General features: G+C 53.5%; 41 protein-coding genes and 1 tRNA gene. 28 read left to right on the top strand and 14 right to left on the bottom strand.

The genetic code is table 11. The features are described from left to right. The 4 genes from ACGHUK_RS06125 (at position 1) to ACGHUK_RS06110 (ending at position 3,635) form a co-directional block, all read left to right on the top strand. Positions 1-282: a hypothetical protein gene (locus tag ACGHUK_RS06125; protein ID WP_005943373.1), complete on the top strand. Its 282-nt coding sequence runs from the start codon at positions 1-3 to the stop codon at positions 280-282. A gap of 203 nt (positions 283-485) precedes the next feature. Next, a complete protein-coding gene (locus ACGHUK_RS06120) occupies positions 486-1,052 on the top strand; it encodes a hypothetical protein (RefSeq protein ID WP_005934531.1) in 567 nt (188 codons plus the stop codon). Between the two features lie 12 nt (positions 1,053-1,064). Then, on the top strand, positions 1,065-1,802 hold the full coding sequence (locus ACGHUK_RS06115; RefSeq protein WP_390575516.1) for a DUF3658 domain-containing protein: 738 nt from the start codon (positions 1,065-1,067) through the stop codon (positions 1,800-1,802). A 198-nt stretch (positions 1,803-2,000) separates the two neighbouring features. After that, the gene (locus tag ACGHUK_RS06110) at positions 2,001-3,635 is read left to right on the top strand and encodes a recombinase family protein (RefSeq protein WP_390575513.1); all 1,635 of its coding nucleotides are present in this window, start codon (positions 2,001-2,003) and stop codon (positions 3,633-3,635) included. A gap of 378 nt (positions 3,636-4,013) precedes the next feature. Here the strand turns inward: ACGHUK_RS06110 and ACGHUK_RS06105 are convergent, their stop codons facing one another. Further along, complete coding sequence (locus tag ACGHUK_RS06105; RefSeq protein ID WP_390575511.1) at positions 4,014-5,150, bottom strand: tyrosine-type recombinase/integrase; 1,137 nt, start codon at positions 5,148-5,150, stop codon at positions 4,014-4,016. Between the two features lie 157 nt (positions 5,151-5,307). Here ACGHUK_RS06105 and ACGHUK_RS06100 point away from each other — a divergent pair, with 157 nt between their 5' ends. Beyond that, on the top strand, positions 5,308-5,472 hold the full coding sequence (locus ACGHUK_RS06100; RefSeq protein WP_177720244.1) for a hypothetical protein: 165 nt from the start codon (positions 5,308-5,310) through the stop codon (positions 5,470-5,472). A gap of 46 nt (positions 5,473-5,518) precedes the next feature. Here the strand turns inward: ACGHUK_RS06100 and ACGHUK_RS06095 are convergent, their stop codons facing one another. From ACGHUK_RS06095 to ACGHUK_RS06070, 6 genes are all read right to left on the bottom strand, one after another. After that, a complete protein-coding gene (locus tag ACGHUK_RS06095) occupies positions 5,519-6,067 on the bottom strand; it encodes a hypothetical protein (protein ID WP_154259802.1) in 549 nt (182 codons plus the stop codon). 136 nt (positions 6,068-6,203) lie between these two features. Beyond that, entirely contained in the window at positions 6,204-6,662 is a 459-nt protein-coding gene (locus tag ACGHUK_RS06090; RefSeq protein ID WP_177720242.1) for a hypothetical protein, read from the bottom strand. Next, positions 6,643-7,083: a helix-turn-helix transcriptional regulator gene (locus ACGHUK_RS06085; RefSeq protein ID WP_349936105.1), complete on the bottom strand. Its 441-nt coding sequence runs from the start codon at positions 7,081-7,083 to the stop codon at positions 6,643-6,645. Before ACGHUK_RS06085 ends, ACGHUK_RS06090 begins: the two co-directional genes overlap by 20 nt. A 2-nt stretch (positions 7,084-7,085) precedes the next feature. After that, positions 7,086-7,499: a hypothetical protein gene (locus ACGHUK_RS06080; protein ID WP_044954351.1), complete on the bottom strand. Its 414-nt coding sequence runs from the start codon at positions 7,497-7,499 to the stop codon at positions 7,086-7,088. Positions 7,500-7,604: 105 nt separating this feature from the next. Continuing rightward, a complete protein-coding gene (locus ACGHUK_RS06075; RefSeq protein ID WP_177720241.1) occupies positions 7,605-7,946 on the bottom strand; it encodes a helix-turn-helix transcriptional regulator in 342 nt (113 codons plus the stop codon). Positions 7,947-7,956: 10 nt separating this feature from the next. Beyond that, positions 7,957-8,586 carry a LexA family transcriptional regulator gene (locus ACGHUK_RS06070; protein ID WP_349936104.1) on the bottom strand — a complete coding sequence of 210 codons (630 nt, stop codon included), beginning with the start codon at positions 8,584-8,586 and terminating at the stop codon, positions 7,957-7,959. Between the two features lie 158 nt (positions 8,587-8,744). Between ACGHUK_RS06070 and ACGHUK_RS06065 the strand changes: the two genes are divergently transcribed. After that, the gene (locus tag ACGHUK_RS06065) at positions 8,745-8,942 is read left to right on the top strand and encodes a helix-turn-helix transcriptional regulator (protein ID WP_227622660.1); all 198 of its coding nucleotides are present in this window, start codon (positions 8,745-8,747) and stop codon (positions 8,940-8,942) included. Between the two features lie 38 nt (positions 8,943-8,980). After that, the gene (locus ACGHUK_RS06060; RefSeq protein WP_390575504.1) at positions 8,981-9,196 is read left to right on the top strand and encodes a hypothetical protein; all 216 of its coding nucleotides are present in this window, start codon (positions 8,981-8,983) and stop codon (positions 9,194-9,196) included. Here ACGHUK_RS06060 and ACGHUK_RS06055 read toward each other — a convergent pair. Further along, positions 9,193-9,495 carry a hypothetical protein gene (locus ACGHUK_RS06055; RefSeq protein ID WP_349936102.1) on the bottom strand — a complete coding sequence of 101 codons (303 nt, stop codon included), beginning with the start codon at positions 9,493-9,495 and terminating at the stop codon, positions 9,193-9,195. The two genes, ACGHUK_RS06060 and ACGHUK_RS06055, sit on opposite strands and share 4 nt — an antisense overlap. A gap of 67 nt (positions 9,496-9,562) precedes the next feature. Here ACGHUK_RS06055 and ACGHUK_RS06050 point away from each other — a divergent pair, with 67 nt between their 5' ends. The 18 genes from ACGHUK_RS06050 (at position 9,563) to ACGHUK_RS05965 (ending at position 17,037) form a co-directional block, all read left to right on the top strand. Then, on the top strand, positions 9,563-10,312 hold the full coding sequence (locus tag ACGHUK_RS06050; RefSeq protein WP_349936101.1) for a phage regulatory protein/antirepressor Ant: 750 nt from the start codon (positions 9,563-9,565) through the stop codon (positions 10,310-10,312). 26 nt (positions 10,313-10,338) lie between these two features. Further along, entirely contained in the window at positions 10,339-10,557 is a 219-nt protein-coding gene (locus ACGHUK_RS06045; RefSeq protein WP_143405602.1) for a helix-turn-helix transcriptional regulator, read from the top strand. A gap of 93 nt (positions 10,558-10,650) precedes the next feature. Then, a complete protein-coding gene (locus tag ACGHUK_RS06040) occupies positions 10,651-10,908 on the top strand; it encodes a hypothetical protein (protein WP_097775530.1) in 258 nt (85 codons plus the stop codon). Next, on the top strand, positions 10,905-11,162 hold the full coding sequence (locus tag ACGHUK_RS06035; RefSeq protein ID WP_390575501.1) for a hypothetical protein: 258 nt from the start codon (positions 10,905-10,907) through the stop codon (positions 11,160-11,162). The genes ACGHUK_RS06040 and ACGHUK_RS06035 overlap by 4 nt, the downstream gene beginning before the upstream one ends. Further along, positions 11,159-11,305 (top strand): hypothetical protein, encoded by a 147-nt coding sequence (locus ACGHUK_RS06030; protein ID WP_390575499.1) that lies wholly within the window; start codon positions 11,159-11,161, stop codon positions 11,303-11,305. The genes ACGHUK_RS06035 and ACGHUK_RS06030 overlap by 4 nt, the downstream gene beginning before the upstream one ends. After that, entirely contained in the window at positions 11,302-11,727 is a 426-nt protein-coding gene (locus ACGHUK_RS06025; RefSeq protein WP_390575498.1) for an ERF family protein, read from the top strand. The genes ACGHUK_RS06030 and ACGHUK_RS06025 overlap by 4 nt, the downstream gene beginning before the upstream one ends. A 3-nt stretch (positions 11,728-11,730) precedes the next feature. Continuing rightward, positions 11,731-12,195 carry a single-stranded DNA-binding protein gene (locus tag ACGHUK_RS06020; protein WP_390575496.1) on the top strand — a complete coding sequence of 155 codons (465 nt, stop codon included), beginning with the start codon at positions 11,731-11,733 and terminating at the stop codon, positions 12,193-12,195. A gap of 24 nt (positions 12,196-12,219) precedes the next feature. Next, entirely contained in the window at positions 12,220-12,873 is a 654-nt protein-coding gene (locus ACGHUK_RS06015; RefSeq protein WP_390575493.1) for a hypothetical protein, read from the top strand. A gap of 71 nt (positions 12,874-12,944) precedes the next feature. Beyond that, positions 12,945-13,778 carry a DUF6291 domain-containing protein gene (locus ACGHUK_RS06010; RefSeq protein WP_390575491.1) on the top strand — a complete coding sequence of 278 codons (834 nt, stop codon included), beginning with the start codon at positions 12,945-12,947 and terminating at the stop codon, positions 13,776-13,778. Between the two features lie 225 nt (positions 13,779-14,003). After that, a complete protein-coding gene (locus ACGHUK_RS06005) occupies positions 14,004-14,153 on the top strand; it encodes a hypothetical protein (protein ID WP_390575488.1) in 150 nt (49 codons plus the stop codon). Positions 14,154-14,440: 287 nt separating this feature from the next. Continuing rightward, positions 14,441-14,620 (top strand): hypothetical protein, encoded by a 180-nt coding sequence (locus tag ACGHUK_RS06000; RefSeq protein ID WP_390575486.1) that lies wholly within the window; start codon positions 14,441-14,443, stop codon positions 14,618-14,620. Between the two features lie 18 nt (positions 14,621-14,638). After that, positions 14,639-15,031: a hypothetical protein gene (locus ACGHUK_RS05995; protein WP_349137302.1), complete on the top strand. Its 393-nt coding sequence runs from the start codon at positions 14,639-14,641 to the stop codon at positions 15,029-15,031. Between the two features lie 31 nt (positions 15,032-15,062). Next, entirely contained in the window at positions 15,063-15,209 is a 147-nt protein-coding gene (locus ACGHUK_RS05990; protein ID WP_349137301.1) for a hypothetical protein, read from the top strand. An 81-nt stretch (positions 15,210-15,290) separates the two neighbouring features. After that, a complete protein-coding gene (locus tag ACGHUK_RS05985; protein ID WP_349137300.1) occupies positions 15,291-15,704 on the top strand; it encodes a D-Ala-D-Ala carboxypeptidase family metallohydrolase in 414 nt (137 codons plus the stop codon). A gap of 10 nt (positions 15,705-15,714) precedes the next feature. Continuing rightward, positions 15,715-16,017, top strand: coding sequence for a DUF4406 domain-containing protein (locus tag ACGHUK_RS05980; RefSeq protein ID WP_349137299.1), 303 nt, complete (start codon positions 15,715-15,717; stop codon positions 16,015-16,017). A 5-nt stretch (positions 16,018-16,022) separates the two neighbouring features. Further along, positions 16,023-16,256, top strand: a complete 234-nt coding sequence (locus ACGHUK_RS05975) for a hypothetical protein (protein ID WP_173012902.1) — start codon at positions 16,023-16,025, stop codon at positions 16,254-16,256. 2 nt (positions 16,257-16,258) lie between these two features. After that, entirely contained in the window at positions 16,259-16,525 is a 267-nt protein-coding gene (locus ACGHUK_RS05970; RefSeq protein WP_097781834.1) for a phage holin, read from the top strand. Positions 16,526-16,695: 170 nt separating this feature from the next. Continuing rightward, positions 16,696-17,037, top strand: a complete 342-nt coding sequence (locus ACGHUK_RS05965; protein ID WP_120120044.1) for a sporulation initiation factor Spo0A C-terminal domain-containing protein — start codon at positions 16,696-16,698, stop codon at positions 17,035-17,037. Between the two features lie 83 nt (positions 17,038-17,120). On the opposite strand, the gene ACGHUK_RS05960 is transcribed toward ACGHUK_RS05965, so the two are convergent. Further along, positions 17,121-17,202 (bottom strand) — tRNA-Leu (locus ACGHUK_RS05960). A 156-nt stretch (positions 17,203-17,358) separates the two neighbouring features. Here ACGHUK_RS05960 and spoIVB point away from each other — a divergent pair. The 3 genes from spoIVB (at position 17,359) to ACGHUK_RS05945 (ending at position 20,395) form a co-directional block, all read left to right on the top strand. Continuing rightward, positions 17,359-18,588, top strand: coding sequence for a SpoIVB peptidase (gene spoIVB, locus ACGHUK_RS05955; protein ID WP_390575480.1), 1,230 nt, complete (start codon positions 17,359-17,361; stop codon positions 18,586-18,588). A gap of 134 nt (positions 18,589-18,722) precedes the next feature. Then, the gene (spo0A, locus tag ACGHUK_RS05950) at positions 18,723-19,481 is read left to right on the top strand and encodes a sporulation transcription factor Spo0A (protein ID WP_044953592.1); all 759 of its coding nucleotides are present in this window, start codon (positions 18,723-18,725) and stop codon (positions 19,479-19,481) included. 71 nt (positions 19,482-19,552) lie between these two features. Further along, the gene (locus tag ACGHUK_RS05945) at positions 19,553-20,395 is read left to right on the top strand and encodes a polysaccharide deacetylase family protein (RefSeq protein ID WP_243139185.1); all 843 of its coding nucleotides are present in this window, start codon (positions 19,553-19,555) and stop codon (positions 20,393-20,395) included. A 14-nt stretch (positions 20,396-20,409) separates the two neighbouring features. Here the strand turns inward: ACGHUK_RS05945 and ACGHUK_RS05940 are convergent, their stop codons facing one another. The 5 genes from ACGHUK_RS05940 to ACGHUK_RS05920 form a co-directional block, all read right to left on the bottom strand. Continuing rightward, positions 20,410-21,255 carry a MerR family transcriptional regulator gene (locus tag ACGHUK_RS05940; protein ID WP_390575478.1) on the bottom strand — a complete coding sequence of 282 codons (846 nt, stop codon included), beginning with the start codon at positions 21,253-21,255 and terminating at the stop codon, positions 20,410-20,412. A 110-nt stretch (positions 21,256-21,365) separates the two neighbouring features. Beyond that, positions 21,366-22,769: an aminopeptidase gene (locus ACGHUK_RS05935; protein WP_390575475.1), complete on the bottom strand. Its 1,404-nt coding sequence runs from the start codon at positions 22,767-22,769 to the stop codon at positions 21,366-21,368. Between the two features lie 15 nt (positions 22,770-22,784). Continuing rightward, on the bottom strand, positions 22,785-23,453 hold the full coding sequence (locus tag ACGHUK_RS05930; RefSeq protein WP_097774904.1) for a lytic transglycosylase domain-containing protein: 669 nt from the start codon (positions 23,451-23,453) through the stop codon (positions 22,785-22,787). After that, the gene (coaE, locus tag ACGHUK_RS05925; RefSeq protein ID WP_390575473.1) at positions 23,450-24,067 is read right to left on the bottom strand and encodes a dephospho-CoA kinase; all 618 of its coding nucleotides are present in this window, start codon (positions 24,065-24,067) and stop codon (positions 23,450-23,452) included. Before coaE ends, ACGHUK_RS05930 begins: the two co-directional genes overlap by 4 nt. Beyond that, positions 24,064-25,092, bottom strand: coding sequence for an L-threonylcarbamoyladenylate synthase (locus ACGHUK_RS05920; protein WP_044953601.1), 1,029 nt, complete (start codon positions 25,090-25,092; stop codon positions 24,064-24,066). Before ACGHUK_RS05920 ends, coaE begins: the two co-directional genes overlap by 4 nt. Positions 25,093-25,169: the final 77 nt, after the last annotated feature.

Genomic DNA, 25,169 nt, shown 5'->3' with positions numbered 1-25,169 from the left:
ATGAAAAAAGGCAAAAGCAACTTTTTTCTTATTGCTCCTTTTGCCCTTTGGGGCTGCATTTCAGTATGGACTAGTAATCTTGTCCGATTGACAGATAAAAGCGCAGTACCTTATGCTTGGGCTTCTTTGTTTTTCTCATATGGAATCGTAGCAGTGCATTATATCCAAGTGGCAGTATCCTCCAAAGGCTGTAACAATGCCGAAAACGAAAAAATTGCATGGGTTCAGCTTGGGCTTTCAACTTTGTTCTTGATAGTAGCTGTTGTTCTAGCTATTCAATGAAGGAAAGCAAAGTAATCACCCAAAGCAGTGTAAGGTCACAATATTTTCTATTCCAGCAGTATTCTAGTAGTTTCAGCATTTGTATGGTTCACATTTATTTGCCGAGGAGTATACACCTGAAGGGGAAAATTTAATGAAGGTGATTCCAATGGAGCTTTAGTGTATTGAGTGAAGAAAAAAAATAAATTAGGAGGCAGTATACTGTGACTAACAAAATCAAACGGCTGATTTCCATTCTATTGGTCACGGTTTTATTTCTCCTGACCATTCAGCCAGCATTTGCAACTGGAAATAAGAGAAAGATCGATGATTATTCGATAGAAGAACTTCTCAATCTTTCTGTGCAAGAACAAGAGAATCTCGGATTTTATGTTTTGGCCGAGGTTCCAATGCGCATTCCTGTTTCTAATACAGACGGCTCAAGAGTTGTATCGTATATTGATGGAACATGGAGAGTTCTTTATACAAAGGCCAATGGATTGGGCTTTTATATGAGTGGAACTACCGTCGGTATTGGCCCGGATTTAATAAAAAATGTTTCAGGAACGGATTACTACACGAGCTATTCCGATAACATCGAACGAAGCTGCCCATTTTCAACGACAGCACTAGTTCCAGAACAAAGTATATATAATACAACCTATACATATGACTTCTATGATGTTGGAACTTATCTTGATTGCAGCGTTGGGTGTTATTTTGGAGTGGTTGGCTCAAGCAAACCAATCTATTGGAGTGCAACTACACAAGTTACCATCCCGAAATTATGATTTTGACCAGCTATGGATGAAATTGTTTTTGAACCCAGTGATGTCAATATGTTAGCAGCTTTAGGCATCGTCGAAAGTGTAAAGTTGTTTCCGTTTATGTTATCAATGGGAGAACTTCAATATGCTTGCGATTCAGAATATCGTTGCAAACAATTCGTGAATTGCCTTTCAGAATATTATCCTAACAGCCAAATTGAAGCTAGACAACTGTGGTCGAAATATCATGGTACAGCGAATGCGGTTCAATGTGATATGATAAATCATAAGCCACTGCGTGTTTGGGTCAGGAGTTCTGCCGATTGTTGGTGCGGCATTTATTATATTTGTTACTATGCAGCAAAGTATGGTACAAATAGAATTTTGCTTGCATCCAGAGAAGGTCTGAAAGAATTTATGGAAGGGAAAACCGATAAGATCTCACAAAAGTATTTGACGGAAGAAACTATTACTGAGTATGCCAAAAGATGGGGAAAGCTATTAAACGAAAACACCTCCATGCGTATTTGGCATGCGAACGATGTTAAAAGCGTTAACATAGATTATTTCGACCAGAGAATTATTAGTTTAGTATCGAGAATTCCTATTTCGGTTGGTGAACTTACCGCAGACGTATTAAAAGCGATTTCTGCTCCGGTAAGTGACTGGTATGTCATGAAACGCATAGAAGCACTTTTGAAAAAGGGTGTTCTTCAAGTCGTTATTCCAAACAAAATCTTTTATAATACCATCGTCCAGCTAAACGAAGAATAAAGGAATCCGAGCAAGTCGGCCCAACAGTCACCTCATTTCAACGAGAGGGGTGGCTGTTGGGTCAATTGTTCAAAAAGAAAAACTGAAGATAATAAAAAGTCTTGATTTCTCCATCAAAACATGGTATATACATTATACGAAACAATGCTTTGAAAGAACGTTTCACCGTTCAATGATGTGGAATGAGAGGTGTCCGCCATGACCGCCGTGATCTACGCCCGCTATTCCAGTGATAACCAGCGCGAAGAATCCATTGAGGGTCAGATTCGTGAATGTACGGCCTATGCCGAAAAGAATGACATCACTATCGTCAAGCACTACATTGACCGCGCCATCTCTGCCAAGACGGATAATCGCCCTCAATTCCAACAGATGATAAAGGACAGCGACAAGAAGCTGTTTGATATTGTTCTGGTCTGGAAACTTGACCGCTTTGCCCGGAATCGCTACGACAGTGCCCGGTATAAGACCCAGCTGAAGAAGAACGGTGTCAAGCTCATGTCGGCTACGGAGATCATCTCCGAGGGGCCAGAGGGTATCATTCTGGAATCGGTTCTGGAGGGCTATGCAGAATACTACTCTGCCGACCTTGCCGAAAAGGTTGTCCGTGGACAGACAGAGAACATCCTGAAAGGCCGCTGCAACGGTGGTCGTGGAACGTTTGGATATACGCTGGATTCCGAGCGGAAATTTCACATCGACCCGCTTGCCTCCCCTTTCGTGCTGGAATCGTTCACGAAGTATCGGGATGGCCTCACGATGAAAGAGATTCGGGACTGGCTGAATGAAAACGGCATCAAGAACCCGGTCGGAGGCGAATTTACTTACAACAGCGTGGAGCACATGCTCAAAAACCGGCGTTATATCGGAGAACTGAAATTCCGGGATGTGGTCGTGCCGGATGCGATTCCGCCCATCGTGCCGCTGGAACTGTTCGATGATGTGCAGGAAAAGATTGCCAAAAACAAGAAAGCCCCTGCCCGAAGAAAGGCAGAGGACGATTACCTGCTGACAACCAAGCTGCACTGTGGTTGCTGCGGTGCGCTGATGTTTGGCGAAAGCGGCACAAGCCGGACGGGAGAAGTCCACCGCTACTATAAATGTGCCACGGCCAAAAAGAAGAAGGGCTGCAAGAAGAAAACTGTCCGCAAACAGTGGCTGGAAGATCTGGTGGTGAACCAGACCATGCAGCTTGTCCGGGACGATGCCGCCATGGAATCCATTATCGCCAAGGTCATGGAGCTGCAAGACCGAGAGAACACCAACCTTCCTCTCTATGAGAAACAGCTCCGGGATGCAGAATCGGGTATCCAGAATATGCTCAACGCAATTCAAGCCGGAATCCTCACCAGTTCCACCAAGGAACGGTTGGAACAGCTCGAAGAAACCAAGCGTGAGCTTGAAGCCCGCATTGCGGAAGAAAAGCTGGCAAAGCCAAAAATCAAAGAGGAATTTATCCGTTTCTGGCTGATGCGCTTCCGTAAACTGGACATGAGCCTGAAAGACCAGAGGCAAGCGTTGGTGGATACGTTCATCAATTCGATTTATCTGTACGATGATAAGGTTTTGATAACCTTTAACTATAAAGAAGGTACACAGACCATCACGTTTGAGGAAGCGGCCCAAGCCGCATCAAAGGAAAATGGTTCGGATTTGGATTGCATTCCTGCACCAAAAACCAGTACACATTGTGTGCTGGTTTTTCTTTTTGTGCGAGGGAGGGGACCTCGAACAAGGCGGCGGCATTTATGCCGCAAGCAATCAGCCCAGTGCAACAACGACGACCGCAGCCTGCGACTGAAACAGGGAGGAGTTGTTGGGGCCGCGTTCTGATTTTTCAAAGCCCTGCCAAGGGGCTGCGGAAAAATCAGCTAACGCAACCCGTTGCTGTTGCTTAGCCTGCGGGTCCCAACCCGTAGGAATGTCTATCAGGGGTGTACCCATTTTGTACCGGTTTCTTTTTGCGCGAGGGAGCAGACCTCGAACAACACTATTTATTATATAAAAGAAAGCGCGATGAATTCTGAGAACTCATCGCGCTTTTTCTCTTATGCGGGTAGTGGGGGTCGAACAACAAAAAATGATTGAGCGACGTCAAAAACGTATCTGCAACGCGCCTAAACACTTGCTAAAAAGGTAGTGCGGTTGGTTTGTAGCCCATGTATTTTGCTACGTTTACAAAAAAGAGTGTTACCAAATGTGTTACCAGAATCACCCTTGAGCCTTCCTGAATGCCGCGGTGGTAGCGGCAGCAAGATCTTCCCTCTGACCGTCAAGCTCGTGCCGATACACTCCGGCAGTGTCCATGTTCTTGCTGTGACCGACCAGCATCTTCAGCTGGCTGTCGGTCAATACGCCGGATTCAATGCTGACGAAAGTGTGTCGCATCTCATACAGCGTGACCTGAGGCTCAATGCCATTGTCACGCTGGTACTTCTTCCAGCGCTTGAATAAAGCTCTCTGGTTCGGGATCTGGAACAAAGGGGTGGTATAGTTCAGCGGGATATCGGAAGCCTTCAGCAAGGCCACCTGCGCTTCGTAGGCCTCATGGGCTTCCTCGCCCATGTCAAATGAGCGAATGGCGTTTTCGTTCTTGCCGGTGGTTTCCTCATCCAACCGGTTGATGCTGCGGCGCAGATTGACCGTGTTTCCTTTGATATCACCATACCAGAGCCCCACAAGTTCACCGGGGCGTACACCTGTAGCAACTGCAAACCGGTAGGCATAGATATACTCGTCAAAGACCAGCTTGCCATAGTAAAGGCGGGTGTCCACATCAAACAGAACTTTCAAAGCGGTCGGCTGTAAAATCTTTTTCTTCCCCATGCGGGCATTCTTCGGGATAGACAGCTCAGGGAACATCGTACTGTACCTGTTCCGGCGGCACCATTTCAAAAAGCTGATCTCCGTTGAGCGGATCGTCATAATGGTCTTGCGGCTCAAAGGCTTGTCGCTTGACCTACGCTGACGCTCCTTTTTAAGGCATCGCTTTTTGAAAGACATATTGATGGCTTTTTGCAGATCGCCTTCGGTCAGCTCGTCAATGCGGATGTCCCCACAGACAGGCAGAATATAGTAATCTCCGTATTTCTTGCACTGCTCAACATAGGATGTGCCGCAGGTGAGCTTCAGCTCTTCCACCCACTCGGCATAGAGGGTGGCTACCTTCTTCCTGCCGTCCCGGATACTGTCATCCAGCCATGCGTCCGCTTTTGCGTTTGCTTCCCGTTGTCCTGTTCGGCCCGGCGTGCTGCTGTAAAAGCGCTTGCGGGTACCGTTCTTCTGCACCGCGATGCACCAGCGGCTTTCCTTCTCGACCCAAAATGCCGTGTTCGTTCTCTTTTTCATCGTTCTGCTCCTTTCGGTTGAAATTGCAAAAGCATCCAATTTTTTGATATTTGTTGACAACAACAACCGTTTGATGTAACACATGGTTGTGAGCAGTTGTTTTGTGAGCTTTGGAGAGGGCTATAAAACAAAAATGGAAACATGGAGGTGACCGCAGATGCAGGAGAAGGCTGCTGTTCTTGAAAGCGCCCAAGGTGTTGAGGGAGACAAGCGATACATGAGGAAGGTGTACGACACCCTCTCAAAGGATAACCGCAAAAAGCTGGAAGTATACGCTGCCGCGCTGCGAAGAACCCAGCTCGCACATGAAGGGACTGATTGAAACGGTTCCTTTATACATTGGCCCTTCGGCTTTGCCGAGGGGCCTTTTATTTTCCAGCCAGTTCAAATAATTCAGCGCTTGCTTCGCCAAGGGCTGTCTTTTGCCGGTCGCTCATATAAGAAAGGTAGGGTTCAAAAGCCTGATGATACTTTGCTGCCCAGTTTTCCTTTGCCTTTGATGTCTTGAGCGTCAGTATTTTGTTAGAATACTTTATCTGGGTTCGATGTATAAGTTCTTCTATTGCGCCATCCCTGAAGTCTAAATCTGTGTATTTGTTCAGCGAATCGGTGGTAGCAGCATTCACTCCGTATTTTTTACAATCTTCAAGCATCATAAGCCGACCAACGCAAAAATCGTATCTCATAAAGAACGTTGACGGTTCAGTGGTTGACGAGAGGATTCTGGCACAATCTTGAGCCTGTTTCAAAAGCTGAGGGGCTAATATCCTTGCATTCGCACGAGAGTTGACAAGATCCATTTGCCCCATCCACTCAGGATTTGGTGAGTATTTTGAACGTTCATCTTCTTCCGCTGCTTCAACAGCCATCTTGCCAATGACCTTTGTAGCCTTTTTCAACCATTTGAAAATTCCCATTGTAAACTCCCTATAAAAAAGAAAATGGAAAACAAAAAGCAGGGCTTGCGCTCAGCAAACCCCGCTCTTACAAGTGAATGATATTCTACGCCACATGGCACCCCGTCATTCCCGGAGGATAAACATAGAACGAGGATTAACTTTTGTTTTCTTTTTCAAACTGAGCTTTGAGCAGTTCGTACATATTGACCATTGGAAGCTCGATTTTTCCATGATTAAGAACCATAGAGGACATAACCTCCATTTTTGAACGGGCAATGCCATACACCGCTGCAGAGCCATTGAACCACAATTTTGCTTCAAAATCTTCGTCAGGTACGCTCTTATCAATCATAAACTTGCCGTGTATAACCATGTGATACTTGCAGGAAGCTTCTGAACCATCCTGCAATGAATAAACGCCGTCAAGAATGAGCCTGACATAAGCAGCCTTCTTAGAAGGATCATCAATTGGAACTTGCTCACTGATAGAAACAGAAAGCTGATGCGTTAATTCACACTGCGACACAGCATCAATGATATTATTATTAAAAGAGCATTCCGTAAGAAAGCTTCCAAGATACTGAATGTCAGCTTCAAACTGCTTTGAATCCATTGTGTGCACCTCCGGTTGGCTTTTTAGGTGTTTCAGGGAACCGAATCAACCTTGACGAAGAAAAGTCAGGCGTTTTAAAAGCTGTGTTGTTTGCAGCATCAGACTTCACATTTTCAGGTTCGGTGGACATGATTCTTTCATCGGGCTTCAAAGGGCACTGTACCGACAGCCCCAAAGCATCAGCAATGTCAATCAAAGTGTCGATGGTATAGTTGCAATCCCCGCTTTCCCAACGGGAAACAAGGCTTTGTTTTACCCCCATTTTATCAGCAAGATCTTTTTGCGCCCAGCCTTTTGCCATGCGGGTGTCGTGTATCATTTGCTGAATTTGGATATTTACAACGGCCTTTGCAAGTTCGGCAGTAGTCATGTTTTTGGCTATGGCAGCGATAAGGTCAGACAATGTTGTTCTATGAGACATTTTCATTCTCCTTCCATAAGTTCTGCAAAACGCGTTTTAGCAATAGGTGTGTGGGTACTGTATTCAGTGTTTTTGTGTCCTTGTCTTTCGTAGAAAGAAGATAGCAAGTATATTAAACCATCTTTATAAACAAAGAAAACCCGAAGATTTGAAATTCCAAGTTTGAACCTCATAGCACAAAGGTTCTTTTGCCCTGCCAAATGTTCGATCGGTGCACCCGGAGGGCCAATTGCGGCTTCCCCATTTTCCACAAGCTGTTGAATATACGATGCTAAACGTTTGAAAAACTTATCCTCCGAACCTGATTTTGCAAGTAAGCCAGCAAGCTCATCTCGGAAAACATCATGAACAATAACTGAATTTCCATATTTTGCAAGCAACATCACTAGTTGCAGCAGTGTTTCAAGATCATTCAATATAACCACATCCTGTCTGCGCCTATGCTATTATATCACTTATAAGTGATATTTACAACACTTTTGTACATTTTTACACTATTATTATAGTAGGATGTCTGCGCTTTAAGGTTTCTTTTCTTCTTTTTCCTGCCCAAGCAGGAGCAGCTCTGCATACTCTCTCAGTTTCCGTATACTTTCGGCATTCAAGCCCTCCATCAGGCGGTCAACGTCTGACTGGGGGGCTTTTTCTTTTTGCTCAGGGGCGGGGTCATCGGTCTCTCTGGTTAGACAGTCAACAGGAACGCCAAAATATGCTGCAACCTTTCTGGCAGTAGCATCTGTAATACCACCGCCATTTTTCCAGCGGTTCACGGTTGGCTTAGAAAGACCCATCTCTAACGCTGCACCGGACGGGGTCTTGTCCACACTGGCACATAGTTCCAAATACTTCTCGTAAAATGTCATAGCATTCACCTCATATATCTCGGCAGAGCCCCACAGCTTTGCCTTCGATCACAACGGTGTTCATTTCCTCTTTGGTAAGGATAATGCTCTCAAACGCCGGGTTTTCCGGGCGGAGCTCTATAAAGTTTTCGTGAAGATACACATGCTTCAGGGTAGCTTCATCGCCGATGCGCACCGCTGCGATTTCTCCCTGCTCCACCTCCGGCTGGCTGCGAATCGCCACCAGATCACCGTCGTGGATGCGGGGCTCCATGCTGTCGCCCTTGCAGGTCAGCGTAAAGGTTGAGTGCCAGCGAGAAGGTACACAAACCATCTGCTCTACATTTTCTTCCGCCGTGATGGGCGTCCCGCAGGCGATCCGGCCTACCAGCGGCACCCAGTCCATCTTTGGCATCGGCTCAAAGCCCGGGGGGATGGTGGGCTTCTTGGGCTCCGGCTGTTCTTCCCAGCCCATCAGGTAGGCGGGAGATACTTTCAGCCGTTTGGCAATAGCGTCAACCTTGTCTGTCGGTATATTGGTTACAATATTATTTTCATACTTATATACAGCCTGCTTTGATACGCCGATGTAATCGGCAAGCTCCTGTTGGGTTACATCTTGCTCTTGACGTACCTGTCGAATGCGATCGCCTACAGTCACCGTGAGCACCTCCTTTGATGTCTATAGTATAGCAGATAAACCATCAGTTTACAATATTTTTAATTCAATTATCAAAAATAACTTGACAGGTTACAAATATGATGCTATTATACTTGTGACCTCACAAGTTACACTGGGGTCGTTTGGAGGTGAAAAGTGTGGTAAACGTCAATTTGCTCAAGTCGTACATGGTCAAAGCAGGCTACACTCAAAAAATGTTGGCTCAGGAACTTGGAATTTCGGAGCAGACCTTAACACGCAAGCTCAAGAAACGTGTTTTTGGTACAGATGAAGCCTCAAAGATTGTGGAACTTTTGAGTATCGACAATCCGCAGGCCGTATTTTTTGGCCATTAAGTAACCTTACAAGTTACATTTCAAAGGAGGTAAGAGCCATGACGTACAGAGAATATGCAACGATGGACAGGCTGATGCAGGGCATCACCCCGGCACCGGTTGAGTATATCGCAGAGGAACTTGGCGGCGAGAAGTTCAAGACCGTTTGTGATGATATTTATGCCGTTCTAAAGGAAAACGAGCTTTCAGTCGAACAAGCAGAGGTAATGCTTGAAGTCGTGAAAGCTCATTTAAAGAAGATTGCTAAAATTTAAGACTGGGGTTCATCAGCAGGCTCAAGTGAATGAAGATATGCGGAAGTATCTTCCTTCACGCAGAGATCAAAACCAACCGGCTCCGCGAATGCGAAAGGATTCCCGCCATCGTCCGGGCCGATATGTCCGGGCAGGCTGCCAAGAGCGGTGATTCCTGCCTTTAGAGTTTCGTACTCAGCTGCGGGAATGGGCTGACCGCAATTCGGGCATTCAGCTGATTCGCGCTTGAGAAAACTCGTAGGAGCAAGCTCAAAAGAACATTTACATTTGCAGCATTTTACATCAATTTTGAATTTCATGCAATCCACCTCCTTTCTGCTTGCTACTATTTTACAGCAGGTAGGAGCCAATAACAAGGAGTTCACAATGAACGAGATCATCTTATCCACCCAGAACGGCGAGCCGGTAGCATCCAGCCGCCAAATCGCTGAGAACTTCGAGAAGCGTCACGACCATGTGATGCGTGACATTGATACCTTCAAGAAAGATGTCCCCAATTTTGGGGAGATGTTTTTCGAGGCGGAAGCCCCGGACAGCTACGACAGACCTCAGCGAACCTACCTCATGAACCGCGACGGCTTCAGCCTGCTGGTCATGGGCTTTACTGGCAAGGCTGCGCTGGGATGGAAGCTCAAGTACATCCAAGCCTTCAACGAGATGGAGAAGCAGCTGGCACAGCGCCCGCAGCTTTCCCGCGCGGAGCTGATGGCGCAGGCCTTGATTGCCGCCCACGACGAGCTGGAGCACAAGGACGCTCAGATTGCAGAGCTGACCCCGAAGGGCATCTTTGCGGATGCTGTAAGCGCCAGCAAGAAGAGCATCCTTGTAGGTGAGCTGGCAAAACTGCTGTGCCAGAACGGTGTGCAGATCGGGCAGAACCGGCTGTTCAGTTGGATGCGTGAGCACGGCTATCTGATCCGCGACCCCAAGCGCAGCGACTATAATATGCCCACCCAGCGGGCCGTGGAAATGTGCCTGTTTGAGATCAAGGAGACCACCGTGGTGCACTCGGACGGCCACACCAGCATCAACAAGACCCCGAAGGTGACTGGAAAGGGACAGATTTACTTTGTGAACCAGTTCCTGAATGGCCGGGCAAAGCGGCTGGAAGCGTGAAAGAAGGTGATAATTTGAAGGTAAACATGAAAAAAATTGAATCCCTGATGATTTTACGGGGAGTAAATGTTACCGAGCTGATGCAGGCTGCTGGCCTTGAGCGGGCCACCTACTACTACATCAAAAAGAAGGGTGGCACCAGCCCCCGGACGCTCAAGGCCATTGCCGACACGCTGAACGTTGACCCTCGCGAGCTTTTGAGCGAGCAGGAGAAGGAGCAGCGTCTTGGCAAGGAGACCGCCTGATGAACGGGCGGAACAAATACTGGCGGGAAGCCCGCTGGGACAAGAACCAGCCTGCACGGCTGGCACACATCAAAGAAAAGAGGTCGAAAAAGCATGATGAAGGTCGTACAGGGCACCTTCCGGCAGATTCCGTACTGGAAGCTGCGGGGGCGGTTCCACAGCTGCGGCTACCGCGATCAGGAAGTCGCTGAACATAGCGGCATTGGCCGGTACACTATGAGCGCCCGGATGAACGGGCACCAGCCGTGGACAAGTAAAGAGATCGTAGCAATTTGTGAACTGTTGGACATCCGGCAGGACGAAATCGGGGAGCTGTTCTTCCCTACTGTTGAGAAAGGAGAATCCGCATGAGCAAACCTTACACCCCTGCATCCAAGCGGGCCGACGCACCCACCGGATGCGCATACGTGGCACCGACGTTCTGGAACAAGTGGTTCCGCTGGGATGGAAGCCGGGCATCCGGCTGCTACCAGCTGGGCGGGCAAGTCAAGGACGAAAACCACACCGGCATGCAGGTTTTTGCAGATGGCGAATGGCACCCGGTCATTGGATGGACATTGGACAGCTGCGGCCCCGCAACTGACTATCAGGAGGTAGGAGCATGAAAATCAACCCGAACGCTCAGTTGAAAATCCAGCTGGGATCGGATGGCAACCCCAAAATTTACGCCTGCGGCACACAGATGGAACAAGCGGCTCTTTGCACCGCATTGGTCGCGGGAATCTGTATGGTGGCTGCATTTCCGTGAAGGCATACGCAAGAGAGCCGGAGCAAAAAACCAAGATGGACGCTGCACAGGTGACGGGAACATCCAGCAGTTACGCCCGCAAGTATGCCCTGAACGGCCTGTTCTGCATCGACGATACCAAGGATGCCGACACGGACGAGTATCATGCGGCAGAAGGTCGAAACCCCGCAGGTGTGAACAAGCCGCAGAAGCAGCCTGCTCCGAAGCGTGAAGCTCCTGCTCCGAAGCGTAATGCTCCTGCCCCGAAATCGCAGCCTGTACAGGAACAGCCCTTTATCTGCGCCTGCTGCGGCAAACCACTTCAGCCGGTGACCTATAAGGGCCGCACCGTGGAACCGGCAGAGACCGCCGCCAGCACCAAGAAGAAGTTTGGGCGCATCCTGTGCTGGACGTGTGCCCAGAAGCAGCCGAAGGAGGGCTGATCTATGCTGAACACGATTGCAATTATGGGCCGCCTGACCCACACCCCAGAACTCCGCATCACCACAAGCGGCAAGGAGGTCTGCTCCTTTGACATCGCTTGCGAACGCAGCTACTCTGCAAACGGGCAGCGTGAGACGGATTTTATCCCCTGTGTGGCGTGGGGCAAGACGGCGCAGTTCATCTCCCAGTATTTCGACAAGGGCAGCATGATCGCCGTCAATGGCAGCTTGCAGACCCGGAAATATCAGGACAAGCAGGGCAACAACCGCACTGCCTATGAGATTCAGGTGCGTGAGGTCAGCTTTTGCGGCTCGAAAGCCCCTGACAGCACGTCTACGCGGGGTTTTGATGAACAGACGGAAAGTTATGTCAGCGAAGCTATAAACGCTCAGAGCGCCCAGCAGGCGGCTGAGACCGGCACGGACGATTTTGCCGTTATCAACGACGATGAAGATTTGCCGTTCTGAGCGGCAGAAATGAGGGAGAGAAAAATGCGAGCAAAAAGAAATATTACGCCGGAAGAGGTGCGCAATGCAAAGCTTCTTCTTAGTAAGGGCCTGTCAGATGCAGAGGTCGCAGCCATTATCGGTCGTTCCGTGTCGGCAGTTGTCAATATCCGCAACGGTGCATACGACTTCATGCTTGAGGATGTACCGAATGATACCCCAGATGATAGCCGGGTGTGTATCCTGCTGAAATCTATCGACAGCCGCCTGTACCAGCAGAACGAAGACATGAAGAAGGCCATTGACAAGCTGGTGGGCCTGAACAGTGCCCTTGTTGAGCTTCAGAACGAGATCAAGGTGTGCAGTTCCTGCATGACGGCAATGCTGGATGCCCTGAACGACCTCAAGAGCCAGAACAGCCCGCAGGCTGAATCGGAAGCAACCCCTACGAAGTATCCGGGCAAGGATTTTGCGAACTGGGGAGAGGTTATTCGCCGTGTTGAGGTCTACGGTGACAAGTTCATTGCGGACAACCTGCGCGGAACCAAGGCCAGTCTGGACGGCGTTACGCTGTATCTGGCCTGCACCCCAAGCACGAAGAAGTTCCTCAAAAGCAGCGCTGTTGCGATCCCCCGCATCAAACAGCAGTGCCGGAACGTTATCGGCTACGGCGTTGAGGTTAAGATCATTGACCTGTAAAAGCCAAATAAAACCAAATGGTTTTTACGAAAAGCGTTTGGTTTTCAAAAACGGGAAGGAGGTGGTTAGTAGTGGACGATATTGAAATGGCTCGCCCGAAAGGCTTGTTGATCCTGTTCACATCGTTCAAACTTCTTGACATTCTTGATGATGCGGCATTCAGGCATGTTGTGAATGCAATGCGGGACTATGTGGAAACCGGGAGTGAACCGGAAGGGCTTGAGCCTATCGAACAGGTGGCGTTTGAATCTCAGAGGGAAGCGCTTGACGGGAATATTGAGACGTACAGACGTGCTATTACTGCACACCGAGAAGCAGGCCGAAAGGGCGGCAGGCCAAAGAAAACCGACGGAAACCAAAAGGTTTTTGACGATAACCAAACGGAACCAATTGGTTTTTCTGAGAAACCAAACGAAACCAATAGCCCCCTAAAATTAAAAACTAATAATTACTCAGATACTAAAGTATCTGATAGTAATAGCGCTGAAGCGCTGCCCCCTACCCCCAAAAGCAGGTTTTCACCGCCGGATGTTGAAACGGTGAAAAGTTACTTTGCGGAGAAAGGTGGCACAGAAGCGCAGGCTATTCGGTTCCATGCCTATTACGAATCCAACGGCTGGAAGGTGGGCCGGAATCCCATGAAGAACTGGAAGGCAGCAGCATCCGGGTGGATATCCCGTGACCGTGAGCAGCAACAGAACAAGCCTGCACCGGGCAATACATCCAGATCTGCAGCGGATGTCTATGCAGACATCTTCAAGGGGGGTGATATGATTGACGATGGAGAAGATCATCGAACTGCTGGCCGTGGCAGATGCCTATTTCGGCAAGCCCCAAACAGACGAGAGCCGGAAGGCGATTTCCACGGTCTGGGCAAAGTCAGACCTTCGGACGGCCCCGGATGATATCGCAGAACAGGCGTTTTACGATGTCATACAGCACTGCAAGTGGCAGGACAAGCTGCTTCCTGACTGGCTTGAGCGGATTCAGAAGATTCAGGGAGAGCGGCTCATGACAGAGCGTTGCATTCAGGGAAAGCGAACGTCTGAGACCAACTGGTGTGACTGGAATATTCCGTTGCACTGGGGGGCGTGAGCGACCCTTTCCAGCCTTGTGAGCGCTATTACCGCATGAGCTACAACGCTCTGCGCGTCTTTGCTGAAACCAAATACCCCTTTGTTGTTTCGACAAAGGGAAGGATCATCGCAGAGCCTGAATATCTCGAACTGCTGAAGAAGTGCAACTGCGTTGTGCAGATCAGTGGTGTGCAGCAGCTATGACAAGCTCGAAGAAGGCGCACCATCGTTTGAAGAACGTCTGGAAATTGCGAGAAAGGTTGCTCCGAGTGTGAAGCGCCTGATCGTCAGGATTCAGCCGTACATGCATGAGGTATACGGAGAAGTTTACGAAAACCTTGAAAAGTTCAAGGCAGCTGGTGCCTACGGCGTTATTGTCGAGGGCATGAAGTTTGCAAGCAAAAGACCGGGCCTTGTTAAGGTTGCGGGAGACTATACCTATCCGAAAGCCCTGATCGAGGGCGATATTCTTAAGCTGAAGCAGAGGGCGCATGAACTTGGCCTTGCTCTTTACAGCGGAGAAAACAGAACAAGAGAACTGGGAGACAGCCTTTGTTGCTGCGGTGTCTCTGACCTTCCCGGATGCATCCAAGTCTAATGCCATCTACGGCCGCAGCGCCACCGTGCAGCCTGCCGCCTACTATGTGCACATCTGGCGGCGCGTGGCCTGAGAAAGGAGGTTTTGAACCATGAAGATCATTGACGAGAACGGTGCAGCCATTGAAAACCCTGACCTGACGCTTGGGTATCTGGTGGACGACACCGAGCCAGTGGAGCACCCCGCCGTGGAAGGCGTGGAGGAAGTGAGCCACTACGAGACCGTAACGGAGTATCCCGGCGGCGGCAGGGATGTACGGAAGGTCATTGATGTGCCGGGCGTACCGGCAAGACCCGCGTGGACCGAGCAGCTGCCCATCCAGAGGTACATCCGCTACACCGCCGAAGAGCTGGCCGCGCAGGAAGAAGCGCGCAAAAAGGCCGAAGCCCGGGAGAAGCTGCCGGACACGGTGGCGGCACTGCAAAAAGAAAACGAGATGTTGAAACAGTGCTTGCTTGAAATGAGCGAGATTGTTTATGCATAAAATCACACAAGCATTAGAAAGGTTGGTACGTATGATGGCGATGTTGTGGGCACAGGAAATCATGTCTGCTGAGACTATGGAGGAGGCAAAGGCTCTGTATGAGCGCTGCCCCCGCCTGCTGAAGGAGAAGGTCAAGGCAATTCTCATCAAGAGCGGCTTTGAGGAAATCACGCAGTAAGGACGCTGAGGGCAAGGCAGATCAGTAGCTGGAAGAGAACGTGAAAATCGGGGCCTGACCCCGTGAAAGGACGTGATACATATGGCGATCAAACAGTATAGCCTGAAGAAGGACGGCGCAGCGCAGCTCTCCCCCGCGTTCCGCGTGCGGGAGTTCCGCTGCCGCGACGGCACCGACACCATCCTCATTGACGAGGGCCTTGTGGTGCTGCTGCAGTGCATCCGGGAGCACTTCGGCAAGCCCGTGACCATCACCAGCGGCTACCGCACCGCCAGCCACAACGCAAAGGTGGGCGGCTCCAGATCCAGCCAGCACCTGCTGGGCCGGGCCGCGGACATTCAGGTGCAGGATACTGACCCGCTGGCTGTGGCCGCCTACGCCGAAAGCCTGATGCCCGGCTGGGGCGGCGTGGGCCGCTACCCGGTCAAGGCAGGCCGGGCAAAGGGCTGGGTGCACGTAGACACCCGCCCGAACAAGAGCCGGTGGACGCTGTGAGGTGAATAACATGAGCAAGACTATTTTTATCAGCCAGCCCATGGGTGGCTTGTCCGATGAACAGGTACTTCAGGAACGCACCTCCGCGATCAGCAAGGCAAAGGCTCTGTTGGGTGAAGATGTGGCTCCGCTGGAAACCTTCTTTGATGATTTCGGCCCGGCAGCAAAGCCGCTGGACTATCTGGCCCGGAGCATCGAGTTCCTTGCAAAGGCCGATGTGGCAATTTTCGCACCTGGCTGGAAGAATGCCCGCGGCTGCCGTATCGAACACCAGTGCGCAGAGGATTATGGAATCCCCGTGATGGAGGTGTGAAACCAGTGGAAAGCATCATCTCAGCCATCCTTGCCGGTGCGGTGACCCTGATCGGCGTGCTGATCGCCAACAGCCGCAGTCAGGCCGTGACCGACACCAAGCTGGAAGAGCTGACCCGGGAGGTGCGGGAGCACAACAATTTTGCCCGCCGCGTCCCCATTTTGGAAGAGCAGATGAAGGTGGCCAACCACCGCATCGCTGATTTAGAAGCAGACGAACACGAAAGAGAAAGGAACTGACTATGAACGCACACACCTACAACGCCCCCACCATCTCCGCAGGCACCATTGCCCGCACCGCCTGCCTGCTGCTGGCCCTGACCAATCAGGTGCTGTCCGCACTGGGCAAACCCGTGCTGCCCATCGAGAGCCAGACCGTGGAGCAGCTGGTCACCGCTGGCATCACCACCGTTGCCGCGCTGGTCGCGTGGTGGAAGAACAACAGCTTCACCCCCGCAGCCCTTCAGGCAGACCAGACATACGACAAGCTGAAGGCACAGGGAAAGTAAGCCGCCCTGCCCAAAATAGCCATACATAGCAGCAGCCCCGGGGAGCCTGACGGTTCCTCGGGGCTGTTTTTGTTTGGCGTGTTTCGACGCTTTACGACGTATATCGACGTAATTGGTAAATTTTAAGTATTTTTCGGTTAGAGTTGACGCATAGAAAGGATGTGTCAACTATGATCGTTTCCGAATTGTCCACTCAGGTCAATGATTTGCTGCGCCCGATGGGCATCACACGCAATCTGAGCGCCTACAGTATCCTGTGCCAGTGTCTTGAGCTGGTCTGTGAGCAGGAAGACCGCCTGCAGGCCGTGGAGAAAGATATCTATACCCCTATCGCCGACCGCAGAAGATGTGAGCCAAAAGCGATTCAAAGCGCTGTCCGCCGGGCAGCTAAAGGTGCATGGCTCACAAACCCGGAGTATGTGCAGCAGCTGGCAGGCTATCCGCTGACCGGTGCGCCCAGCGCGGTGCAGTTCATTGAAATGCTGTATAATGCGCTGGTGAGAGCAGTCTGAAAACTTAATAGTGTTACCAAAAGTGTTACCATGATAAGAAAAAACACGCTGGTTCTGTACGAACCATCGCGCTTTTTCTCTTATGCGGGTAGTGGGGGTCGAACCCACACGCCTTGCGGCACAGGAACCTAAATCCTGCGCGTCTGCCAATTCCACCATACCCGCGTATTCTTCTATTCTGCAGCTGCGGCCAAACCGCCTTAATATAGTATCAGTTCCGGCGGCAAAAGTCAATCACTGCATTGATATTTCCGCCCTTCACAGCGCATACTATCGCCGGACGATCGTATCATTTTCCATGGCGGAAAGGGGCTTTTGCCGATGCGCAGATCAAAACTACGCCGCGCTGGCAGCATTGCGGCAGCTTATCTTCTGGTGGCCGCGCTGGCGGTGCTGGGCTGGCTGTGGCACAGTCTGCCTGCTGAAATTTTGCTGGAACCCGGCCAGACCCTTACCCTGCCCCGTTTTGCCTATGTGCAGCCGCTGCGCACCGCTGGCTCCCGCAACGCGGCCAGCACGCAGGCTGCGGGCAGCTATCAGGCCACTTTGTCCATTGGCGGGTGGCTGCCCGTCAAGACTGTGCGCGCTCTGGTGGAAACACGTCCGGTGGTAACCGTGTGCGGTACGCCTTTCGGCGTTAAGATGTTCTCCGAGGGTGCGCTCATTGTGGGCTTTTCCGACCTGAACACCCCGGACGGCACCGCAAACCCCGCCAAGAAGGCCGGGCTGCGGCTGGGCGACCGGGTGGTGCGCATGGACGACACCCTGACCGAGACGAACGACGCCGTGCACGATGCTCTGGAAACGGCCGCAGGCGCACCGGTGCAGGTGGTCTATATCCGCAATGGTGAGCAATTCCAGACCCGGCTGACTCCCGTGTGGGACAGCACCGCCGGGCAGTGGCGCGCCGGGATGTGGGTGCGGGATTCTTCCGCCGGGGTAGGCACCATGACCTTTGTGGACAATGTCGCCGGGGTGTTTGCCGGGCTTGGCCACCCCATCAGCGACAGCGACACCGGTGAGAGCGTGGCCCTGCGCAGCGGCGAGATCGTCCCCTGCCAGATCGTGGGGTGTACCAGCGGCACCGTGGGCAGCCCCGGTGAGCTGAAGGGCCGCTTTCTGAGCACCCATGCGCTTGGCAGCATCTGCATCAACAGCAAGACCGGGGTCTATGGCAGAACACGGGCTGCATTTTCCGGCCCGGAGCTGGAGATGGCTTTTGCGCAGGAGGTGGTGCCGGGCGATGCCGAGATCTGGACGACTGTGGACGGCGAGGTGCCCAAGGCATACCGCATCCGCATTGAAAAGGTAAACGACGCAGACCCCCACCGCAACATGATCCTGCGCGTGACCGACCGGCAGCTGCTTGCCAAAACCGGCGGCATCGTGCAGGGCATGAGCGGCAGTCCCATCCTGCAGAACGGCAGACTGGTGGGTGCAGTGACCCATGTGCTGGTAAACGACCCCACGCGGGGCTACGGCATTTTTGCTCAGACCATGCTCAAGCAGGCCCGCGCTGTTGAAAAAACAGACGATGCTGCGCAGCCATAAAGCTGATCTGCAAAAAAATTTGCGCATTTCGATTTTCTTTGCCAAAATTTACCAATATAAACCGTTGAAAGTTCTGGAAAATTATGGTAAAATCCATGGTGTTAAGGGAACTGCACACATTGGAGGAAACAACCATGGACAAAGTTAGATTTTTGATGTCGGATACTGGTGCCCCGTTCACTGCCGCCTGCCGCGAAGCGCTGGAGCAGAAGGGCGTGGACGTGACCGTTGTGGAAAAGGACGGCAACAAGGTCCTGCAGAAAATGCTCACCGTGCGCCCGCAGGTGGTCCTGCTGGATGCTTTTATGCCCGGTCTGGATGCCCTTGCGGTAAAGCAGCGCTACAATGCCGCCGGTGAGCGGCACACCTCCTTCTTCGTGACCGGTGCCTTCCAGAGCGAAGAGATGGTTCAGGAGCTGCTGGACGAAGGCTTTGCCTACTACTTTGTAAAGCCCTTTGATGAGACCGTGCTTGCCGCACGGGTGCTCAAGGCGGCACTTGGCCCGGAAAAGCACATCCTGCACACCAGCGTGGACAGCGATGAGCTGACCGTTACCGAGATCCTGCATCAGATCGGCGTCCCTGCCCACATCAAGGGCTACCAGTTCCTGCGGGATGCCATCCTGCTCACCATGAACGAGCCGGAGTATATCAACGCCGTGACCAAGCGCCTGTACCCGGAAATCGCCAAGAAAAACGGCACCACCGCCAGCCGGGTGGAGCGCGCCATCCGCCACGCCATCGAGGTGGCATGGGACCGGGGCGATGTGGATACCCTCAACAGCTACTTCGGCTACACCATCCATAACCTGCGGGGGAAACCCACAAACTCGGAGTTCATCGCGATGATCGCTGATAAGATGCGGCTGGATAAACGCCAGCGGGTGGGCTGATTTTTTCATAGAATCCGCCGTCGTTCATATTCTGATAAGAGCAAACCAAACAGACAAAGGAGGTTTTGCTCTTGAAGCTTGCAGAATATCTCGCACGGCGCAGGCGGGCCAGAGTTGCGGCCGTGATGCTGTTCGCCCTCATTATGGGGTTTGTATCTGCTGCGCCGCCGGTCGTCACCGGATGTCAGGCGCAGGATCTTACCCCGGCACCGGACACTTCGATGCTCTCCCCCGCCGTTTCGGCTCTGGCACAGGAGCAGCAGGAACCTGCTGCCCAGCCGCTGCCGGAAAAGTGGGTCTGCCTGACCTTTGACGACGGCCCCAGCAAGACCACACCGGATGTGCTCAGCGCGCTGAACGCGGCCGGAGTGCACGCCACATTTTTTGTGGTGGCTACCGGTTACAACGAGAAGTATCTGCCCCTGCTCACCGAAGCGGTCAGCGCCGGGCACCAGATCGCGCTGCACTCTGCTTCCCACGAGTACAGCGATATCTACCGCAGCAGCGACGCTTATTGGGAGGACATTGCCCTTTTAAAGGAGCGCATTGCGCCCTATGTGGATGCCGAGAGCATCCGGTATCTACGGTTTCCGGGCGGCAGCACCAACACCGTCAGTCGGCGCTACGGCGGCAAAGGCCTGATGAAGCAGCTGAAAGCCGAAGTAGAGCAGAAAGGCTGGCATTGGGTGGACTGGAACGTGTGCGCCGAGGATGCCGTGGGCGGGCACCCAAGCGCGGGCACCATTTACCGCAATGTGGTGCACGAGACCGGGCAGCAGACGAACTGCATCGTTCTGATGCACGATTCTTCCTCCACACACACCACCGCCGAAGCACTGCCGGACATTATCCGGTGGTATGCAGACAACGGCTACACCTTTTTGACCGTTGCCGAGGCTCTGCCGCTAAGCTGAGCAGACTGGCCCAGTTACAGCCGGTGTTCAAAGCCGCGGCCAAGCAGCACCCCGCCGGATGCCAGCGCCGCCAGCCAGAGCCAGCCTGCACCGCCGGTGACTACCCACCCTGCCGCCATGATGGCGGCAAAGGTGCACACCGGCGGCAGCACGATACGCGCGATGCGCAGCAGCTTTTCCCGCCGGGAGGGAAGCCCGGTGTCAAGCTGCTCGGGATGCACGGCATCGCAGCAGATTTCATCCCGGTACTTGCCCGGGTTTCGGTAAGCTTTATACGGAATGCCATCCAGCGAAAACTCCGGGTACATCCCCTCTTTTTCAAGGCTGAACTGCATCCCGTTGGCCTTTGCGTAGGTCTGCAGGGCCGCTGTGAACTCCTGCGGGGTGTTGATGCTGCCCTCCGGAATAAAGGAAAAATGCCTCTGGTGCTGCACCTGTGCCAGCGTGCGGTAATCCTGCAGCCAGCCAGAACAGAACGCACCCTGTACGGCAGGCTTTTCCATCCGGGACAGGCAGGCGTCCACATCCAGTGATGCCACAGACGGGTCCTGCCGGGCCAGTTCTGCACAAAAACGCGCCGCCCCTTCCAGCTGCTTTGCGCGCTGTTCCAGTGCGGTCTTTTGCTCCCGCAGGACACTCCCCAGCGATGCATCGCCTGCAAGCACGGATCGGATGACCGGAAGCGGCACATCCAGCATCCGCAGCATCCGGATGAACCGGAGAGTGCGGATGTCCTGTTCCGTGTAATCACGGTAGTCGTTGCCAGGCAGCCGGGCGGGATTCAGAAGTCCTTCTTTTTCATAGAAGCGGATATTGGGGGCAGACACCCCGCTCTGTTTCGAAGCCTGTTTGATGTTCATTTGCTTCACCTCCGCACTCACATTACACCTTAAAGACACTTGAAGGTCAAGCATTTTTTTGAAAAAAGCCCCGGAATGCGCGCGGCTGCGGGCGATCCGGGGCTAAATCTTTATTCCGCGTTCTGGCAGAACAGTGCAAAGGTGCGGTAAGCCATGTACAGGTCGGTCTTATGGATGACCTCGAAGGGCGAGTGCATGGACAGCACCGGCACGCCGATGTCCAACACCGGGATGCCGCGGTTGGCCACGTACTTGGCAATGGTGCCGCCGCCGCCAAGGTCCAGACGGCCCAGCTCACCGATCTGCCATGCCACGCCGTTGGCATCCAGCAGGCGGGTGATATCCCCTACCAGCTCGGCGGAAGCATCGCTGGCAGAGCTCTTGCCGCGGCTGCCGGTGTACTTGAAGAAGGCCACGCCGCGGCCTGCGTAAGTACCGTTCTGCGGCTCGAAGGCATTTGCCCAGGAGGGGTCGTAGGCGGCGGTCACATCGGCGGAGAGACACACGCTGTTCTGGAAGGCAAGGATGTCGTCCTGACCGGCGGCGCGGCACAGCAGCTGCATAAAGTGGAACACATACATGCTCTGCATGCCGGTCACACCGTCGGAGCCGATCTCTTCCTTATCGGTCAGCACGCAGACGGTGGTGTGCACAGGATCTTTCGTCTCGATCTCGGCCATAAGGGCGGGGTATGCGTCCACACGGTCATCGTGACCGTAACCGCCCACCATGGAGCGGTCAAAGCCCACGTCCCGGGCCTTATGGGCGGGCACCACCTCGATCTCAGCGCGGGTGAAGTCCCGCTCGGTGATGCCGTACTTTTCGTGCAGCAGCATCAGGGTGTTCAGCTTGACGGCCTCCTTGATGTCGGCATCCTCCACAGCGTCGGAGCCGATGAGCACGTTCAGCTCTTCGGCCTTGATGCCCTCGCTGAGCTTGCGGTCGTTCTGCTCGGCACCCAGATGGGGCAGCAGGTCGGTGATGCAGAACACGGGGTCATTCTCGTCCTCACCCACTGCAAAGGACACGCTGGAGCCATCGGCACGGGTGAACACGCCGTGGATGGCCAGCGGCATGGTGCCCCACTGGTACTTGCGGATGCCGCCGTAATAGTGGGTCTTGAAGTAGCTGAGGTGGTCTGCTTCGTACAGCGGGTTCGGGCGCAGGTCCAGACGGGGGCTGTCGATGTGGGCGATCACCAGACGGAAGCCCTCCTCAAAAGATCTCCGGCCGATGGTAGCGGCCACCACCGCCTTGTGCTCCTGCACAAAGTAGATCTTCTGGCCGGGGGCATAGGTCTTTTTCGGCTCAAACTTTTCGTAACCGGCCTCCAGCAGCAGCTTTTCGCTGGCGGCGGCAGCTTCGCGCTCGGTCTTGGCAGCGTTCAGGAAGGCTTTGTAGCCTTCGGCAAATGCTGCAGCCTTCTCCTTCACGTCGGCGCTCTTGTCGGCGGCGTACTCCGGCTTGTAAAGCAGCTGTTCGGCAGCCTGCTTTGCGGTAAGTTTCTCGCTCATGTTCCTTATCTCCTCTCAGCTTTCTGCATAGATACGCTGATACCGCGCATAGCAGGAAGTGATCTTTTTTACGTAGTGGTTCATCTGGTTATAGGGAAAGCCCTGCAGCGTTTCGCCGTCTGCGGAGTGCTCTTCCATCTGTAAAAGAGCATCTACCGTGCCCCACCCGCTGTGATAAGCGGCAGCGGCAGTGGCAACATCGCCGTTGTAGCGCTCCATGCACAGGTGCAGGTAATAGCATCCGAACCGGATGCTGGTCTCCGGGTCGTAGAGATTTGCAAAGAGCAGCCCTTCGTCCGGTGCGATCTTGCTGCGCAGCCAGATAAAGGTCTCTTCGGTCATCTGCATCAGGCCCCGGGCATCCACAGTGGAGGTGGCCTGCGGGTCAAAGCCGCTTTCGGTGCGGATGAAGGCATCCACCAGAAGCGGGTCAAGGCCGTAAGTCTCCGCCCACTGGTCCACCAGCACTTCGTACTTGCGGGGGTATAAAAGCCGTTCTGCCCTGCCCCACAAGTTGGGCACCAGCACAAACAGCAGGATCAGCGCCATGCCCAGCAGGAACAGCCTGCGGCTGCGCATTTTTTTGCGGCGGCGTGCCTTCTGGGCGCGGAGAGCGCGGCGGATGCGGGCCGTCTCCGGGTCGTACTGCGGTGCAGGATCTTGTTCGTTATATCGTTTGTTCAAAGCTCTTTTCCCGCACCTCCTTCTGCCAGAAGCTTTGTGCAGAGCTGCTCTGCCGCAGCCTGCAGATGTGCAAGGCTGGAATCGTTGCGCAGCACATAGTCTGCCTGCGCGGTGAGGGTGCTTTCCGATGTCTGGGCGTTCAGGCGGCGGGCGGCCATCTCGGCCGAGATGCCGTCCCGGGCCACGATGCGGGCCACACTGGTCTCAAACGGTGCCGTGACCACGCACAGGCGGTCACACTCGGCCTGCGCCGCAGTCCCCACGATGACCGCGCCATCCAGCACGAACAGCGGTGCACCGGCATCCTGTGCTGCCTGCTTTGCCGCACGGATGCGGCGCACGATCTCCGGGTGGGTCAGGCTGTCCAGCGCCGCCTTGCCTTCCGGGGTGGCAAAAGCGCGGTCAGCCAGCAGGCGGCGGTCCAATGTGCCGTCTGCTTTTAAAATGTCTGCGCCGAACCGCTGGGCCAGCCGGGGCAGCAGCGGCGAGCCGGGCAGTAAAATCTCGCGGCTGATCTGGTCGGCATCGGCCAGCGGCACACCGTGGGCCGAAAACACCGCCGTGACCGTGGATTTGCCGCAGCCGCTGCGGCCCGTGATGCCAAGCGCGATCATAGCTTGATCACCCGGAAGGCCGCAGCGCGGATCAGGCGGTTGTACACCGCCATGGAAAGGCCGTCCTTCTGCGGGCAGCGGGCGTAGACCACGGCATCGCCCTGCTCATCCAGCGCGCGCAGGCAGCGGAAGATGTGCTTTGCCTGATCGGCACCGTCGCCCTCGCGGCCATACTCCACGCAGGGCACACCCAGCTTTTCCGCCTCGCCGGTAAAGCACAGGCAGCTGGGATTCTGCTCGGCGTGGGCATCCACATAGGCTTTGAACTGCTCAAAGGTGCCGTCCAGCAAGGTCACATCCGCCTTGGGGGCGTAGTGCTTGTACTTCATGCCAGGGCTGCGCACCACAGCACCCTCCGGCAGCTTTTCGAGGATGGCTTTGGACACTTCCACCTCTTCGCCGAGGGCACGCTCGAGGTCCTCCAGCGTGATGTGGCCCGGGCGGAACAGGGTGGGCTTTTCGCCCACCACCGACACCACAGTGCTTTCTACGCCCACGTCGCACTCGCCGCCGTCCAAAATCAGCGGCAGGCGGCCGTCCATATCGGTGAACACATCCTGCGCGTTGGTGGGGCTGGGCTTGCCGGAAAGATTGGCGCTGGGGGCAGCAAAGGCGCAGCCGCTCTTTTCAATGACGGCGCGGGCCACCGGGTGGCTGGGCATCCGGATGCCCACGGTGTCCAGACCGGCACAGCACTCTGCTGCCACCTCCGGGCCGCGGGGCATAATGATGGTGAGCGGGCCGGGGCAGAACGCAGCCATCAGCAGCTGGGCGCGCTCCGGCACCTCGCTGACAAGGCCGGGCAGCATTTCCGGTCCGGTGACGTGGACGATCAGGGGATTGTCCTGCGGGCGGCCCTTGGCCACAAAGATCTTCTTCACAGCCTCGCCGTTGCGGGCATCGGCAGCAATGCCGTAAACCGTCTCGGTGGGCAGGGCCACCAGCTCACCGTTCTGCAGCAGGGCAGCGGCTTTTTCAATGCTCTTTTCGTCCGATGCGGGCAAAATTTCAGTTTTCATTTCCATACGGATCATCGTTCTTTCTATCTGTAAAGTATTTATGCTTTTCAGCATTTATCGACAGGATATCGTTTTATTTTCAA

Origin of the sequence: Faecalibacterium sp. i25-0019-C1 (assembly GCF_042854225.1) — a bacterium.
Taxonomy (GTDB): domain Bacteria; phylum Bacillota; class Clostridia; order Oscillospirales; family Ruminococcaceae; genus Faecalibacterium; species Faecalibacterium taiwanense.
Note: the sequence above shows the minus strand (reverse complement) of the source record. Positions and strands in the feature narration are given on the sequence as shown.